Origin of the sequence: Sphingobacterium siyangense, assembly GCF_007830445.1 — a bacterium.
Taxonomy (GTDB): domain Bacteria; phylum Bacteroidota; class Bacteroidia; order Sphingobacteriales; family Sphingobacteriaceae; genus Sphingobacterium; species Sphingobacterium siyangense.
In genome coordinates, this window is record NZ_VLKR01000007.1 from 193,568 (window position 1) to 209,653 (window position 16,086).

A 16,086-nucleotide genomic window follows, 5' to 3' on the forward strand; every position below is an offset into this window, starting at 1 on the left:
ATGAATAACAATGAAGAATCTAGCTTTAGCGTTGTACTGTGCAATGGCTTGTCTTTGGCTCGTAAACGTGCCTGTATCGGCGACAACCATCCAGGTAGGAAAGGGGCAGTCGGTCAGAACAATAAAGGCTGGCTTAGCACAAGCGAAATCAGGTGATACCGTTTTAGTAGCGGCGGGTGTGTATAAGGAGGGGAATATTGTTATTGATAAGGCAATTTTCCTGAAAGGCCTGGGAAAACCTGTGCTGGACGGCGAGAAAAAATATGAACCGCTCTCGATCAAATCACCGCAGGTTACTGTTCAAGGCTTTTTAATACAGCATTCGGGACATTCTTCCATGAATGATATTGCCGGTATTAAAATTTACAATACAGCGCATATCAAAATTTTTGACAATGAGCTCGTGGACAATTTTTTCGGGATTTATGCGCAGAATGCTACAAACGTTGAAATACGGGGCAATATCCTCAAAGCTTTTGGTACAGCGGAGCAGCTGATTGGTAATGGTATTCATGCTTGGAAATCAGATAGTTTAAGTGTTGAAAATAATGAAGTGTCTGGACATAGGGACGGTATTTATCTTGAGTTTGTGACCCATACTCGAGTACAGGGCAATCTTTCTGAAAAAAATCTGCGCTATGGTCTCCATTTTATGTTTTCCCATGAGAACAGTTACATCTCAAACACCTTTCGCAGCAATGGTGCAGGTGTAGCTGTTATGTATACCAAGCATGTCCATATGGAAAACAATAATTTCGAAGAGAATTGGGGCGATGCCGCCTATGGATTGTTGCTCAAAGATATTTCCGATAGTCAGATCATCAACAATCAGTTTAGCCGCAATACCACGGGTATTTTTATGGAAGGATCGAATCGTATCCATATTGAACATAACAATTTTAAGAGCAACGGATGGGGGCTCAAGATTCAGTCGAGCTGTATGGACAATGTGCTTAAAGACAATAATTTTCTTCAGAATACCTTTGATGTTGCCACCAATGGTACCCTTACACTCAACAGCTTTGTGCATAACTATTGGGACAAATACGAGGGATACGATCTGGACAAAGACGGATTTGGGGATATCCCTTTTCGTCCCGTAAGCCTATTCTCGATGATGGTTGAGCGCTATCCTTCGGCGATGTTACTTTTTCGAAGTTTTATGGCCATGTTGTTCGACCGGACTGAAAAGCTATTACCAAGTCTGACACCCGAGGGGCTTAAAGACGATAAGCCTCGCATGAAATCAATAAAAGTATGATTAGTATCCAGCAGTTAACGAAAAGCTTTGGAAAATTCAATGCATTAAAGGGCATTGATCTGACCTTGAATGGCGGCGAATGCGTTGCCTTAATTGGCCCCAATGGCAGTGGTAAGACTACTTTGATCAAGTCTGTCCTAGGTATGGTCATGCCGAGTGCCGGACGGATCACTTTTGAAGGACAGGACATTGGACAGCAATGGGCTTATCGGAACCATATCGGCTATATGCCGCAGATCGGTCAATATCCTGAGAATATGTCCATCAAACAGGTCCTGGATATGATCAAAGATATCCGTAAACAGCCCCAGGCGGATTCGGATCTTTATCAGGCTTTTGGCGTGGACAAGCTGTTGGAAAAACGGATGGCAACGCTTTCCGGTGGCACAAGACAAAAAGTAAGTGCCTGTATCGCATTTATGTTTGACCCCAAAGTACTCATCCTGGATGAACCTACAGCAGGACTGGATCCTCTGTCTACCGAAATTCTCAAGGATAAAATCAAAAAAGAAATCGGACGCGGTAAACTGATCATCATCAGTTCCCATGTGCTTAGTGATCTCGATGAATTTGTATCGCAGATTGTCTTTCTGCAGGAAGGAGAGCTGAAGTTTCATAAGAGTTTGCAGCAATTAAAAGAAGATACAGGTACTGAAAAGCTATCTAAAGCAATCGCTTATTTGATGCAGAACCGCGACCTGTCTAATTAGAGAAAAGATGAATAAAATTATACGCTACGTTTTTGTGGATCTCTTGCGCAACAAGACCATTTTATGCTACACCATATTACTCTTTGTACTTTCCATGACGGTCTATAGCATGGAGGACAACTATGAAAAGGGATTACTCAGTCTACTGAATATTGTGTTGTTTGTAGTTCCGCTGATGAGTATCATTTTTTCAGGCATCTATATCTACCAGAGTTCCGAGTTTATCAATTGCCTTGTCAGTCAGCCTTTGCAACGGCAAAGCATTTGGGGCAGCCTGTATGTGGGTCTGGCAGGTGCACTTAGTTTAGCTTTTTTTATTGGCGTTGGCATACCAACTTTTATCTATGCATTTAGCTCTTCGGGAATTACTTTGGTCGGTTGCGGACTGTTACTTTCTTTGATTTTCGTTTCGATCGCGATGTGGACATCTGTATTGATCAGAGATAAGTCGAAGGGGATAGGATTGGCAATTTTGCTTTGGCTTTATTTCACGCTGCTTTTTGACGCACTGGTGCTTTTCATCCTATTTCAGTTTGCGGATTATCCCATCGAACATGGAATGGTTGCACTGTCCATGCTCAATCCCATCGATATCTGTCGCATCCTTATTTTATTACAGGTCGATCTATCCGCGATGATGGGCTATACAGGGGCGATATTTCGGGATTTCTTCGGTAATACATTCGGCATTGCGATCACCCTGTTGGTCATGTTGCTCTGGTGCCTCATTCCTCTAGGGCTATCTATTCGCTATTTTAAGAAAAAGGATTTATAATAATTTATTGACCATTTAATACTATTATCATGATTAAATCACCGTTATTGGAGGTTTTCAATATAGAACCTCGACTTAAACACCCGACCATATTTGATCACTTCGATGCCCTGGATTCGGGCGAGTCATTTATTATCAAAAACGATCATGATCCTAAACCGCTCTATTATCAGTTGCTGGGTGAACGTGGAAAGGATCTCATTTGGAATTATCTTGAATCGGGGCCCGAATACTGGCAGGTTCGCCTTGGCAAACCGCTCGAAAGCGAAACACTGGAAACCGTTGGCCATATTGCTGCCAAGGATATCCGCAAGGCCGAAGTTTTAAAACAGCTTGGGGTAGATTTTTGTTGCGGTGGTAAGCAGACGCTTAAGGAGGCCGCTCATAGTGTTGGTCTCGATGAAATTGAATTGCGCAGACGGTTAAACCAATCCGAAGAGCTTCCTATAGCCGGCCCACCGCTAAATTTTAAAGATTGGGATATCGATTTTTTAAGTGATTATATTAAGAATGTTCATCATCGGTATGTCCGGGAAAAAGGACCGATTATTCAGGAACTTGCACATAAAGTGGCCGATGTGCATGCACAGCAGCATCCCGAGCTGGTCAACTTGTCCAAAGAACTCGATGCCTTTCTTGATGACCTTTACCATCATTTGGATAAAGAGGAGAAGCAGCTCTTTCCGGCAACCAAGAATGAACAAGAATTGACCAGCAAACAGGTAGAGCAGCTCATTCAATTTTTGATTTCCGAACACGAAGATTCAGGAAAGGAACTTCAGCAGTTGCGCAAAATTACCCAAAATTACACATTGCCAGCCAATGCCTGCAATTCCTACACGTCATTATTTTCACAGATCGAATCTTTCGAATCCGATCTTTTGCAGCATATCCACCTGGAGAATAATATTTTATTTCCAAAGTTGCTCGCGAGCTACGGTGTTCAAATGAATTAAAAACTAGAAAAGCCATGCGGATAAACCAGCATACCAAGATTTCAGAACTGATCAGCTATAATGACTTAAGCATTGAAGCCATTGCAGCTATTGCCAAACCCTTGCGTAAGATCCGGATCCCGGTGTTGCGTCGGATACTGGCCCCTCGGGTCTCCATAGGCGAAGCAGCAAAAATTGGCGGATGTTCGGTTGCAGATTTTCGTGCTGCGCTGGTACCGCTCGGCTTTATTTGGATGTCAGATGGAGCTGAGAAAGTCAATGATCCATTCGATGCAGCAGAGCGGCCAAGTTGGATGGATGATGCAGCAGTGACGGTTGTATTCGATGTGAGACCCCTATTGGAAATGGGGCAAGATCCATTAAAAGATATTTTTCAGTTGTATCGCTCACTCGTCGCAGGAGGGATTCTTTGCATCAGCAATTCATTTGTCCCCATTCCATTGATTAGGCGTATGGAGGAGCGTGGAGTGCCAAGCTATAGCCACGAATGGGCGGAGGGCGAATTCAGAAGTTACTTTTATAAAAAAGATACAGTGCTGTCCGTTCAGCCTGCTGAGGGCGATCATATTTCATTTGTGCCGAAACGACTTTTTGAGCAGAAATTAGCGCGACTTTCCGCGCTTCAACTTGTTACATTGGATGTCAGGACATTGCCTATGCCGCAGCCCATGGAATCAATTCTTGAGGCCCTTGCTCAACTGAAAGCCGATGAGGTTGTCTATGTAAAACATCGGAAGGTTCCGCTCCATTTACTAGAAGAACTGGATCATTTTTCTTATCGGATTTTCATCCATGAACAACATCCTGGAGATGTCCATCTGTTAATTTACCCCGTTAAATAAAATGGCACATATTGCTATTCATAAGAGCCCAGAAGCGTATGCTGTATTGCCGTTTTTTATCACTGCGGGCATTTTTTTTCTACTGTTCAGCTTCCTCTTGGTTTTTAGCGGGGGGCAGCTCTTTGGGCACCATTTTCAACCAAAAGTGCTGGCAATCGTCCATAGCCTTGCACTAGGTTGGGGCACGATGGTGATTTATGGAGCGGCGTATCAGCTGGTGCCGGTTATTTTTGAACGTTCACTTCGCTCTTCCAAATTGGCATTTTTCAGTTATATCCTATTGACATCGGGAACCTGTGTGTTGATTTATAGTTTCTGGTATTTCAAGATCGGTTTACTCATGTGCGTTGGAGGGCTATTGATTACGCTCAGCTCCTACCTGTACTTCTACTTGCTGTGGATGACGACTAAAGATGTGGAGCATCTATTTGAACTACGCCTTTATTTTACGTTCTCGGCCTTCTGGCTTTGTTTTACAACCACCTTAGGCCTTTTGCTTGCCATTAATTTAGCCCATGGTTTTCTAACAAAAAGTCACCTCGATATCCTAAAGCTACACGCCCACGTCGGTATTGTTGGTTGGTTTTTGCAGTTGATCCTGGGAGCGGGAGCGAAGATGCTGCCGATGTTTCTCTTGGGACAATCCACCAAAACAAAGTGGCTTTATGTTTCGGTCATTTTGATAAACCTTGGATTGGTACTTTTTTTATTGGACGGATACAGCCATCCTGTGGGATTAAGATCTCTTACCTTTGGAGCAATAGTGCTATTGGGAGTAGTTTGCTGGGCCGTTTTTGTCGTGGATTGTTTTGTGCACCGGGCGCGTAAGGTACTGGATATTCCGATGAAACATAGTTTCATTTCCTTTTTGAGTTTATTGTTCGCGTTTCTCACCTTACCTATGGTTGTCCGGCAGGAGTCTGGTAATTGGGTGAATTTATATGCCGCATGGGTGTTTTTTGGATGGTTAACGGGTATTATTTTAGGGATGACCTATAAGACCCTGCCTTTTATGATCTGGAATTGGCGCTATAAAGATCTCAATGGCATCAAAAAAATACCTTTGCCCAAGGAACTTTATAGTCAGCGATTACTTTCTATACAATATTATCTTTACCTAGTGGCGCTTGTCGTCATGGCGGTTGCTGTAGCCGGTCAATTCAGGTGGGCATTATACTGTGCAGCCTGGCTTTGGGCAGCACTTGCTGCTGTTTATGTTGTCAATGTCGGAAAAGTAGTTTTTCATCAAAGAAAAAGTAAATAAACTACGGACCTCGCCTATATATTTAATGAAAGATACCATGAAAATTGATCTAACAAAACCGGAGGCTTCCGATCAGTTAAAAGCTGTTCAGGTATTGATGCTTGTGATGGATCCCGAATTGGGGATCAACATCGTAGATATGGGCTTAATTTATGATATTAATTTAACCGATCCCAGTCGTATTGTTGTTACCATGACGTTATCTTCATCCTATTGCCCGATGGGCGACTCTATCGTTCATGGCGTTGAAAAAACATTGCAACAGCAATTTCCACAGCGGGCAATAATTATCGAGCTCGTTTGGGATCCTATTTGGACTCCCGATCGGATCAGCGAAGAGGGAAAGAGCCTATTGGAACGAGAATGATTTCTTGAAGAATAAATTCACCTCCCCATTTCCGCCATTCACCGAGTTTTTCCGATCGTTGGTCTAAAGCCCGTAGGCTAGGGGCGTATTGTGTCGTAGTTTTGAGTCAACAAATAAGAACTAAAAACTAACACTATAAAATAAAGACATTATGAAAACGCTAGTAAAAACATTCGCAGCAGCAGCTTTAATCGCCGTATCAACATTTGCTATGGCAGCTGAAGGACCAGGAGCAAAAGCAACAAAAACAAACGTAAATCTTTCCACAGCAGATTTCGCTTTGGATCATTATGTAGCGGTAACTACTGAGGGCGAATCAGCAGGTGTAGAGCAGTTATTTGCAGCTGATTTTAATCAAAAGATCCAAGCTTCCAATGCACAGTCTAACAGCCGTAGCGAAGTGGTTAAATCCTTGAAAAAACAAAAGGGCGAAAAGCTGAACTGTACAGTAAGCACAGATATCATCGAGGAATCGGCAGACTATATGGTGGCTAAAGTAACGTTGAAATTTGAAAACTTCACCAAGACTGACCTGGTTACCTTGGAGCGTGTAGGTAATGATTGGAAAGTATCCAAATCAATCAATTCATATAAATAGGGGCGATTTCAAATAAATATATTTGTTGTAGAGCCACATTGAGAGATGTGGCTTTTTGCTTTTATTCCTAAACAATATTTCGGATATTTGGACAAAGGCCAGTTTTTAGTTAAAAGATTTTATCATGTCGGATATTCAGCAGTTAATAGCACAGATCAGAGCATTTAGAGATGCCAGAGATTGGGAGCAGTTTCACAATTCCAAAGATCTTGCGGTGGCATTGAGTATTGAAGCTTCCGAGCTTTTGGAGTTATTCCTGTGGAAAGGAAATGAAGATGCCAATCCCGATAAGTTGAAGAACGAGCTTGCCGATGTGCTTATGTATGCACTATTGCTGGCTGATAAGCAAGGGCTTGATGTCAAGCAGATCGTTGAGGACAAGATGAAGCTCAACAACGAAAAATATCCGGTCGAAAAAGCTAAAGGGACTGCCAAAAAGTATAATGAACTGTAATTAATAGCGCATGTCAGAATTAGATATTAAAGAAGTTCATATTGTTCCCGTCGGTAATACAGGCGAGGTTAAGGATACAGATAGCAAGTTAGATTTTTATAACAGTGCACTTGTGTACCTCCTCAACGATAAAAGGTCAATCTATATCGGTGAATCTATCGATATCAAGAACCGCTTTTCAAGCCATAATAGATATGACGGCAAGAAAGATCTATTAATCCGACATGCGATCTATTCGCATTTGTTCAACAAATCGGTTACCCTACATTTAGAAGCATTCCTGATCAATCTTTTCTCAGCAGAAAAAGGTCTGAAATTAATCAATGCTAATCTAGGGAATAACGGCCATTACTATCATCAAAAGAAAGAATATGAGGTATTGTTTCCGCAGATATGGAAACAACTCGAAGAACTTAAAATAGCGCGCACGTCTTTCGAAGAGATCATTAACAGCAACGTTTTTAAGTACTCACCTTACAAGAGTTTGAACTTAGACCAGCAGCAGGCAGTTCTGGCCTGTTTGAAAATGCTCGTGGACGACAAAAAAGGTATCTTTATACAGGGGAATGCAGGTACTGGTAAGACGATCATTGCGATTTATGTGCTTAAATTGCTTGTTACGCCCATACGCTATTTTGAACAGTTTGAGATGAAGGATGAATTCTCGATGGAAGCATTCGGGTTGCTTAATGCATATCGAGACAAACATGGTATTACTGTAGAAAATGAAAAAGATCTTAAAGATCAAGTCGCTCTTGTCGTATCGATGACCTCCTTGCGCAGTACCCTGCAGAAGGTGTTTAAAGACATTGATCAGCTCAGTTCGAGTATGGTTATATCGCCAACAGATATTTCAAAACGAACATACAAGGTGGTTTTAGTGGATGAGGCCCACCGCTTGCGCAGACGCAAAAATATATCCGGTTATGGTGATTTTGATAAGAGCAATACGCGTCTCGGATTTGATATCAACGAAGGAACAGAGTTGGATTGGGTATTGAAGCAGTCCGAAAATCAGATTTTCTTTTATGACAGCAACCAATCTATCCGTACCACTGATTTACCACCTTCAAGGTTTGAAGTTTTAAAGAACTCTAAGGCGTATGACAGTGTACGCTTGCAGACGCAGATTCGCTCTGAAGGAGGTGACCTGTTTACTGATTTCGTCCATCGACTGTTTGACTTGGAATTGTTGCCTAACGAAAGATTTGAATCGAATGATTTTGAGCTTAAGCTGTTTGATAGTTTTGTAGCGATGCGTGGTCAAGTTTTCCAGAAGGAAGCAGAGATGGGATTGTCGAGATTGGTTGCAGGCTTTAGCTGGGAATATAAGACCAAGGATAAAAAAAACAGGCATCTGTATGATATGACTATCGAAGGGATAGATCTTCGTTGGAATTCGACGGCCAAAGATTGGATCAATTCAAAAAATGCGATACATGAGGTAGGGAGTATACATACCGTATTTGGCAATGACCTAAATTATATCGCTATCGTCTTTGGTAAAGAGATTGACTATGATCCTATTGCTAAAACTATCGTGGTGTATCGGGATGAATATAAGGATACGAATGGGAAGAATAGCACCGATGACCTGGATTTATTATTCTATGTTAAAAATATCTACAAGACGCTTATGTTTAGAGGGATTAGGGGCGTGTACGTTTATGTGTGCAATCCGAATCTTAAAGCCTATTTAAGTCAACATATGGAGGTTGTGACAGGAAATATTGAAAATGATTTGAGTGCCATTTCTTCACAGCTTATTAGTTCTGAACCTACAGCAGGCTCTATACCATATTATGATCTGGAGATCGCAGCAGGTAGTTTTTCCGAATTGCAGCATAGTGAGACTTTGCAGTATATTGAAGTTGAAGAACGCTATCAGCATCCACAACGTTATTTTGCCTGTAAAGTGATTGGGGAATCCATGAATAAGATTATTCCCAATGGTTCGATCTGCTTATTTGAACGTTATCAAGGTGGTTCCAGAAACGGATTGATCTGTTTGGTTGAATCCAGTAGTTTTGAGGATCGCGATTTCGGAGCCAACTATACCATTAAAGAGTATTCCAGTAAAAAGACCATTACGGAAGAGGGCTGGCAACATCAGGAAATTATCCTCTTACCCAAGTCTTCAGACGACTCCTACAGTCCCATTATATTGAAAGATGAGGAGACTGTAGATCTCCAGGTGATCGGCGTATTTAGACAGGTGCTATAGCAAAGTTGCTTCATAATCAATAACAATTGGAAGTATTTCCTTAAATTTGTATGATTAATCGATGGAAAGATATCGGTACATGCCAATTGTAAATTAATTTACTTTATGAATATCCACGTACTTGAAACACTCTTAAGTTTATCCTCGGAGAATGAGGTCGTTGAGTTTAAGGAAGCTAAAAATAACTATGATTTTAACAAACTAGGAAAATACTTCTCTGCTATCAGCAATGAAGCTAATCTTTGTGGTAAACCCTATGGATGGTTAGTTTTTGGGGTTGAGGATAAGAAGCATACTGTTGTTGGTACCAATTATCGGTCAAACCGTACTGATCTCGATAAGCTTAAGGGAGAAATAGCTAGCAAAACCACCAATCGAATTACCTTTATCGAGATCCATGAGGTTATTAAAGGAGGAGGACGTGTGCTCATGTTTCAGATACCAGCCGCGCCACGCGGTATTCCTGTAAGTTTTGATGGGCATTATTATGCTAGAGATGGCGAAGAATTAGTTCCTCTTAATCTTGAAAAGATCGAGCGAATTAGAGCACAGGCGACTCAACATGACTGGAGCGCTGCGGTAGTTCCAGATGCTACGATAGAAGATCTTGATGAAGAAGCGATAACTTTAGCGAGAAGAAACTATAAGAGTAAGTTTCCGGACAAAGCGGAGGAAATGGACAAATGGGACGATATCACCTTTCTCAACAAAGCTAAAGTAACCGTCAAGGGGAAAGTCACTCGGACTGCTATTATCCTGCTGGGTAAAGACGAGTCTGAGCATTTCTTAAGTCCTGCGGATGTCAAGATACGTTGGAAGTTAGTGGATAAGGAAAATAACGATATTGATTACGATATATTTGGCCTTCCACTCATTTTTTCGGTAGAAAAAGTATTTGCCAAGGTACGAAACATTAAATATCGCTATATGCAAGAGGGGACGATCTTCCCTGCCGAGGTTTCTAAGTATGAGCCTTTTTCCATTCGCGAGGCTATAAACAATTGTATAGCCCACCAAGATTACACAAAAGGAGCACGCGTTAATGTTGTCGAAATGGAGGATCAGTTGGTTTTTACCAATTATGGTTCTTTTATTCCGGGTAGCGTAGAGAAGGTTGTTATTGAAGATGCACCAGAGGAATTCTATCGAAATAAGTTTTTAGCGACGGCTATGTTCAATCTTAAGATGGTCGATACTGCAGGAGGGGGGATCAAAAAGATCTTTAATTTTCAACGGGAACGCTACTTTCCTCTGCCCGACTATGATCTGTCGGATGACAAGGTAAAAGTATCTATCTCAGGCAAAATTCTGGATATGAACTATGCCCGATTGTTAGCCCAGAATAAAGACCTGACCGTGGATGAAATCATTATGTTAGACAAGGTGCAGAAGAAACATTCTCTTTCGCAACATGAAGAAAATCATCTGAAGCGCAGAAAATTGATTGAGGGCAGGAAGCCTAATTATTATATAGCACTTAAGGTGGCGCAGACAATAGGTCAAAAGGCAGGGTATTCTAAGAACAAAGGTTTTGATAAAATTTACTATCTAGATCTTATAGAAAAGTCGATCAAAGAGCATGGAAGTTTGGTAAGAAATGATATTGATGAACTGCTATGGAATAAACTGCCCGAATGGATGAATGATAAACAAAAGAAGATTAAGATAAACAATTTACTGGGGGAACTAAGGCGGAACGATAAGATAGTAAACGAAGGAACGTTTAAGATGCCGAGGTGGGTTCTAATAAAACCGTAATTTATGATTCTTTTATTAGAAGAATTATTAGAAAAAGTGTGTTAGGAAGTGTTTAGAGTGAGGCAAGGAGAAGGTTTACGTAAAATTTATTAGAAGGATTGGTAGAAAGATATTAGAAGAATCACTAGAAAGATTACAGAATGGTTTATGCGATGTCTAAAAAGGATAAAACCATCGAAAATGTTGGAACGCATCGCTTTCCAAGATGGTTGCTAAGTTTATCTAAAAATGATAAAGAAAAATAAATTTAGAAAAACTTTTAGATAGTCTAAAACATGTTTGGCGTCTGCCATAGTACAGATACAGATGGGCGGCTCTGCTTAAGCAGAGCCGCCCATCTGTATCTGTACCTTACGATTGTTTTCTTTTCTTCCTCTTCAGCACCACTGAAACTATCTTTGATAGTTTCAGTGGTGCTGAAGAGCCAAAGAGATAATATGATTCCATTAAAAAGATATCTCTTCTTTTTTTAGATGTTCTGATTTTTAAGCGCTGACTCAAAGTTAATTACAATTGATGGGAAGTCCAAATTTAATTTTTTCCGGTCAGATGTAATGTGAGTATTTGTTTCAAGCCCATCGGATAATGTTTGTTGGCAAATATCTCTGTAATTAAAGCAATAAGGTAATTCTTTCCAGATCTTTTTAAAGTGGCACAATTCAACCGTAAAAATGCATATCTTTTAATACCGGTTTTTGAAATTAATATCTTAAGGGTAGGAATTAGATTAGGTGCAAAGAGTTAAGCTTCCAATTATTTTATTTTTTTATTCAAATTAATAATGTATATTTAGCTATCTTTGCGGCCCTTAATAAACTTATTTGTACGTTGTCAATGGAGAAAAATTCAATATTTGAATATTTTATATTTAAATCACTATTACTTTTAAGTAGAGAAGGTAATGTGTTTCAAAATGATTTAAGTATCCTTAAATCTATTAAATTATTATTTTTCTTTTCGACAGTCAGTGATTTAGATCATGAACCATTGATAGATAACTTTGAGAGAGTTAAAGCTCTTCCATTAGGACACGTTATAACTGATGTTTACTCATCAATGAAACTTGATAGTTTAAGACATTTTAGGTTCAATAAAAATGGAGTCGTTTTAAAAAATCCTTCTATCAATGAGTCTGATTTTGATTCTAGAATAAGGAGTGAAGTGGATTATAGGTTTGATTTATTGCTGCAATTTAATCCAGATATTCTAAAAATGACAGCTTATGAATTGGTTGAGTTGAGTCATAAATGGTTTTCTTGGAATTATTATTTCAACAAAGCTCGGTTAAATGGTCAATCAAGTATTGATATACCTATTGAAGTGATAAAAAACGAACGAAAGATTTATAAATTCTAGGTTTGATGAGCTCTCCGTTTCCTTTTCTTAAACAGGTTGAGGATATTCTAAATAATTATGAAAATTCATTAATTAACATCCCGCAGCATCAAGAAGATCATTCTGATGATAGTGACCAAGTTAATTCTCCTTCATCAATAAATTCAGATGATAATATAGAAGAAAATAATTCCGAAACTGTGGTAGATGAAAATTCTCAAAATGAATTGTCCTCTAATACATCTGCTAATAGCATATTGTACCAATCCCAAATTTCAACTGTTGATAATTTACAAATTCAAGATGGAAATATTGAAGGATCTCAATCTATTTTTGATTTTTCTGATGTAGAAGTATTTAGAAGTATTTCTAATTCATTAACATTAGAAATAATATTAAAATTATGCTATAGCGTTTTATCAGGAGAAATTCTCCAGAAGGACGGCTCCTTAGAATATGTAGACGACATCTCAAAGAAACTGGAAAAGTGGATTGAAGATTTTTCGACAGATCTATCTCCAGATTATAATTTAGTTCTGTTCAATTTCGTAGATACAATAAAATTTTGTTTAAATCATTATTATGAGCTAATTGAGTTCATTAATGTCAATTATTCCAAAGATAGACATGAAAACTTCTTTGTGTTAGATAAAAAGAATAATGATTTTTTAAAACAACTTGATGACAATGTAAGGAATACAATAGAGCTGTTTTATCTTGTATTAAGATTATCAATAGAAGATCTGTTGTTAAGCAGTGATTTTTCCGAATTTAGAGAAATAAAAAAAATTTTAGAAGACGCAAAAGAATTTGAAGGAATTTATCCCGGTATAACTGATATAATTACACTTAAATCGAATTTTTTGTCTTACAAATGGTATAAGAGATATATAAAAGATATTTCTACAACTGGCGATTTTAAATTTAGGATTGGTAAACAAATCTTAAATTCGGAAAGTCATATTGAAGGAGATGAGTGTTATAAATTATGGAATGATAAGATATATTATCATTATGGATTTGACGAAAGTATTATAAATTATACTAGATATGCAAAAACTTCTATTATTAATGAAACGAATTATGCAAATTTAAGGTTCTTTGACATCCATACTCTGATTAAGTATTATAAAGACATCTCTCCTTCCCAAGAAAAGCTAAAAAGCATACTCGATTACTTGCTTAAAATAGATACTAGTGAAAAGTCTAAATATGATCAATATTGTATTGAAATCATAAAAGATTATGCTGTAAATAATTACTTTTCCCTTTGTTCGGAAGATAAGGAGTTTTCAATTGAAAAATATGAAAAGTTATATTATTATTGTTGTGGTGTATTAAGTGGTTCAAATTCTAATTATTTTTTGCAATATAAATATTTGAACTATGTTCTTGATCACATAGAAAGACATATAGCTGAAGAATCTAATAGTGACAAGTTAACTGAACTTTCAAGCAAATATTTTAAAATAATTGAAGAAAAATATTCTAAAATATTAGATGAGTATTACCAGAAAAAAAATTGGGCCAATGGAAAAAATAATTATATATTTTTATTAACCTCGGACGAATCACTTGTTAAGATTGATTTGCCTCATTGTGAGCTAAAAAGTTTTATAGTTTTCACAAGTTTTGTTCTACCGTATAATTATACAGAAATTGAACTTAATTATTCTAAAACAAGGCAAAAATTTAGAGAGGTTAAATCTCAATTAAAAGTTATAATGACTTTACGCAATGACTTAACTAAACTAGATAATTTAAATAAGGATTTTGATCGAAAAGAATCAAGGAACATGGAGATTATTGGCCTCTTTACAGCCATAATAACATTTGTTCTATCATCAATTCCAGCATTCAAATTTGTCGATAATATCTACCAAGCAGTATTATTTACACTTTCTATAGCATCTTCGTTAGGGCTTTTCATTTTGATAATTTTTTCATTTACGAGAGGTGCTAAAAGAGCTTTTATAGAAGAGAGAAATTGGGTTCTATTTTTTGTTGTTGTTGTTTTGGGGATAATAACAGCCTATTCATTAATAAATTTTGAAAATAGATCGGTAAAAGGGATTATATCCGCTGAATTAAAAAATAAAGAGGAAGCAAAAATAATTGATTCGCTAAAAAATCCGATTGGAAAAGAATTTGCGAAGGATCGTAAAGAGAAATAAATAAGATGTAGTTACTTCTTTTTAAATTAGTATATAACTCGGTTTGTATTATTCTTAAATATCTTAATATTAAGAGAGCAGTGCATGCTTTTCATACTGTTCAAATACGGCAAGAGGGATACGGCGCGTGGTTCCGTGTACGCGCTTATTGCATGTCTCTTCGTTCCAGACCTTCAGCCCGCACAGCAGATCTTCATAGCCATTGCCATCGAAGCCCTTTAAAAAATTGTTTTTTACATATTTGATAGATGATTCAACTTTGCCCTTGTCCTGTGGACGGCGTGGCCTGCACGCAATTCCTGCACAGCTGTAGTAGGAAAGAAATTCAGAATATTGGCGCTGGAGCTCCGGTTCGTAAAGATCCGGAATGGTCACCCCAGATTTCAGGTTGTCAAGTTTGACAGTTCGCGGAACACCCCCAAAATACTCGAAAGCTTTGATATGGCAGTCCAGAAATTCGTCCACCCGCTGGCTGGTCACCAGTTTATAAAAGCTGTAACGGCTATGGGAGAGAACCATGGAAAACACCCATACTTTTACAGGGCGGCCATTCCTGCGGAAAGTACCCATATATCCGAAATCCACCTGCGCTTCTTCTCCCGGATCGCTGTGCAGCGGCACAAAAACCTCCTGCTTCTTTAATCTCTCGATACTTCTGGCGACACTGGGATAAGATATATCTAAACCGTGCTGCTCATGCAGGCGCTGGTGGATAAGTATAGCGCTCAGTCCCATCTCCTTATATACCTGAATGTCATCGAGATAATCGTCCAGCAGCTTTGGTCTTACCTGAGGCAAAGGTTCCTCTAGCCCACGCTCAAGGGCTTTCTGTATCCGGGAAACGGTCTTGCGGCACATCCCAAGTTCTGATGCTATCTCCCGTATCGATTTCCCGTGGGATAGCAGTGTTTTTATCGTATTATACATTGCCACTTTATACATAATGTCGGACTTTAATACTCCGACAAGTTAAACCTTAATTAAAAACTTAAGGTGGTGGCATTTTAGTGAGAATATATGGGGGTGTTTTAGTGAGAATTAACAGGTGTCACTTCGCATTAGAATGCCTCCACTAGTTCGCATCAGAATGCCCCCACTAATTTCACAAAAAAAACCATTATTCTATTCATTATTATTTTCATAATTTTCTTGATCTTCTGACTTTTTGGGTCTTCCCCTTTTTGATTTTTCCTTAGGGTCGTCTTCAAACATTCCGTTCAGTTCCAGGAGGTTCTTTATACGGTAACTGTTTCCATTTAGTTTGACGATTGTGGCATGGTGCACTATGCGGTCTATTATCGCCGATGCGATTACTTTGTCCCCGAAAAGTGTCCCCCAGTCTTCAAAGTTCCTATTTGTGGTAATGAT

At 38.8% G+C, this 16,086-nt stretch carries 15 protein-coding genes; 13 read left to right on the plus strand and 2 right to left on the minus strand.

The window, feature by feature from the left end; translation table 11 throughout:
* The first annotated feature begins 10 nt into the window (after positions 1 to 10).
* The 13 genes from IQ31_RS08775 (at position 11) to IQ31_RS08835 (ending at position 14,718) form a co-directional block, all read left to right on the plus strand.
* Positions 11 to 1,261, plus strand: a complete 1,251-nt coding sequence (locus IQ31_RS08775; protein WP_070565743.1) for a nitrous oxide reductase family maturation protein NosD — start codon at positions 11 to 13, stop codon at positions 1,259 to 1,261.
* A complete protein-coding gene (locus tag IQ31_RS08780; protein ID WP_088160564.1) occupies positions 1,258 to 1,971 on the plus strand; it encodes an ABC transporter ATP-binding protein in 714 nt (237 codons plus the stop codon). Before IQ31_RS08775 ends, IQ31_RS08780 begins: the two co-directional genes overlap by 4 nt.
* Before the next feature lie 7 nt (positions 1,972 to 1,978).
* Positions 1,979 to 2,746 (plus strand): ABC transporter permease subunit, encoded by a 768-nt coding sequence (locus IQ31_RS08785; RefSeq protein ID WP_070565740.1) that lies wholly within the window; start codon positions 1,979 to 1,981, stop codon positions 2,744 to 2,746.
* A 29-nt stretch (positions 2,747 to 2,775) separates the two neighbouring features.
* A complete protein-coding gene (gene ric, locus IQ31_RS08790) occupies positions 2,776 to 3,702 on the plus strand; it encodes an iron-sulfur cluster repair di-iron protein (RefSeq protein WP_075991505.1) in 927 nt (308 codons plus the stop codon).
* A 14-nt stretch (positions 3,703 to 3,716) separates the two neighbouring features.
* Positions 3,717 to 4,544 (plus strand): DUF2249 domain-containing protein, encoded by an 828-nt coding sequence (locus IQ31_RS08795; protein ID WP_075991506.1) that lies wholly within the window; start codon positions 3,717 to 3,719, stop codon positions 4,542 to 4,544.
* Between the two features lies 1 nt (position 4,545).
* Positions 4,546 to 5,808 (plus strand): hypothetical protein, encoded by a 1,263-nt coding sequence (locus tag IQ31_RS08800; protein WP_088160565.1) that lies wholly within the window; start codon positions 4,546 to 4,548, stop codon positions 5,806 to 5,808.
* A 37-nt stretch (positions 5,809 to 5,845) separates the two neighbouring features.
* Positions 5,846 to 6,175, plus strand: a complete 330-nt coding sequence (locus tag IQ31_RS08805; RefSeq protein WP_070565732.1) for a metal-sulfur cluster assembly factor — start codon at positions 5,846 to 5,848, stop codon at positions 6,173 to 6,175.
* A 151-nt stretch (positions 6,176 to 6,326) separates the two neighbouring features.
* A complete protein-coding gene (locus IQ31_RS08810) occupies positions 6,327 to 6,773 on the plus strand; it encodes a nuclear transport factor 2 family protein (RefSeq protein WP_088160566.1) in 447 nt (148 codons plus the stop codon).
* A 124-nt stretch (positions 6,774 to 6,897) separates the two neighbouring features.
* On the plus strand, positions 6,898 to 7,227 hold the full coding sequence (locus tag IQ31_RS08815; protein ID WP_145327789.1) for a nucleotide pyrophosphohydrolase: 330 nt from the start codon (positions 6,898 to 6,900) through the stop codon (positions 7,225 to 7,227).
* 10 nt (positions 7,228 to 7,237) lie between these two features.
* Positions 7,238 to 9,451: a DNA/RNA helicase domain-containing protein gene (locus IQ31_RS08820; RefSeq protein WP_145327790.1), complete on the plus strand. Its 2,214-nt coding sequence runs from the start codon at positions 7,238 to 7,240 to the stop codon at positions 9,449 to 9,451.
* A gap of 105 nt (positions 9,452 to 9,556) precedes the next feature.
* Positions 9,557 to 11,209, plus strand: a complete 1,653-nt coding sequence (locus IQ31_RS08825; RefSeq protein ID WP_145327791.1) for an RNA-binding domain-containing protein — start codon at positions 9,557 to 9,559, stop codon at positions 11,207 to 11,209.
* Between the two features lie 834 nt (positions 11,210 to 12,043).
* Positions 12,044 to 12,565 (plus strand): hypothetical protein, encoded by a 522-nt coding sequence (locus IQ31_RS08830; RefSeq protein ID WP_145327792.1) that lies wholly within the window; start codon positions 12,044 to 12,046, stop codon positions 12,563 to 12,565.
* A 5-nt stretch (positions 12,566 to 12,570) separates the two neighbouring features.
* The gene (locus IQ31_RS08835; RefSeq protein ID WP_145327793.1) at positions 12,571 to 14,718 is read left to right on the plus strand and encodes a hypothetical protein; all 2,148 of its coding nucleotides are present in this window, start codon (positions 12,571 to 12,573) and stop codon (positions 14,716 to 14,718) included.
* Positions 14,719 to 14,787: 69 nt separating this feature from the next.
* On the opposite strand, the gene istA is transcribed toward IQ31_RS08835, so the two are convergent.
* Positions 14,788 to 15,660: an IS21 family transposase gene (gene istA, locus IQ31_RS08840; RefSeq protein WP_145327794.1), complete on the minus strand. Its 873-nt coding sequence runs from the start codon at positions 15,658 to 15,660 to the stop codon at positions 14,788 to 14,790.
* A gap of 180 nt (positions 15,661 to 15,840) precedes the next feature.
* Positions 15,841 to 16,086: ATP-binding protein (locus tag IQ31_RS27625; protein WP_208734178.1), on the minus strand; the 246-nt coding region annotated here is incomplete at its 5' end.

Bases quoted from the DNA above. Each gene is read 5' to 3' on its own strand.
- IQ31_RS08775 (WP_070565743.1), top strand. From the start codon at position 11: ATGAAGAATCTAGCTTTAGCGTTGTACTGTGCAATGGCTTGTCTTTGG.
- IQ31_RS08780 (WP_088160564.1), top strand. From the start codon at position 1,258: ATGATTAGTATCCAGCAGTTAACGAAAAGCTTTGGAAAATTCAATGCA.
- IQ31_RS08785 (WP_070565740.1), top strand. From the start codon at position 1,979: ATGAATAAAATTATACGCTACGTTTTTGTGGATCTCTTGCGCAACAAG.
- ric (WP_075991505.1), top strand. From the start codon at position 2,776: ATGATTAAATCACCGTTATTGGAGGTTTTCAATATAGAACCTCGACTT.
- IQ31_RS08795 (WP_075991506.1), top strand. From the start codon at position 3,717: ATGCGGATAAACCAGCATACCAAGATTTCAGAACTGATCAGCTATAAT.
- IQ31_RS08800 (WP_088160565.1), top strand. From the start codon at position 4,546: ATGGCACATATTGCTATTCATAAGAGCCCAGAAGCGTATGCTGTATTG.
- IQ31_RS08805 (WP_070565732.1), top strand. From the start codon at position 5,846: ATGAAAATTGATCTAACAAAACCGGAGGCTTCCGATCAGTTAAAAGCT.
- IQ31_RS08810 (WP_088160566.1), top strand. From the start codon at position 6,327: ATGAAAACGCTAGTAAAAACATTCGCAGCAGCAGCTTTAATCGCCGTA.
- IQ31_RS08815 (WP_145327789.1), top strand. From the start codon at position 6,898: ATGTCGGATATTCAGCAGTTAATAGCACAGATCAGAGCATTTAGAGAT.
- IQ31_RS08820 (WP_145327790.1), top strand. From the start codon at position 7,238: ATGTCAGAATTAGATATTAAAGAAGTTCATATTGTTCCCGTCGGTAAT.
- IQ31_RS08825 (WP_145327791.1), top strand. From the start codon at position 9,557: ATGAATATCCACGTACTTGAAACACTCTTAAGTTTATCCTCGGAGAAT.
- IQ31_RS08830 (WP_145327792.1), top strand. From the start codon at position 12,044: ATGGAGAAAAATTCAATATTTGAATATTTTATATTTAAATCACTATTA.
- IQ31_RS08835 (WP_145327793.1), top strand. From the start codon at position 12,571: ATGAGCTCTCCGTTTCCTTTTCTTAAACAGGTTGAGGATATTCTAAAT.
- istA (WP_145327794.1), bottom strand. From the start codon at position 15,660: ATGTATAAAGTGGCAATGTATAATACGATAAAAACACTGCTATCCCAC.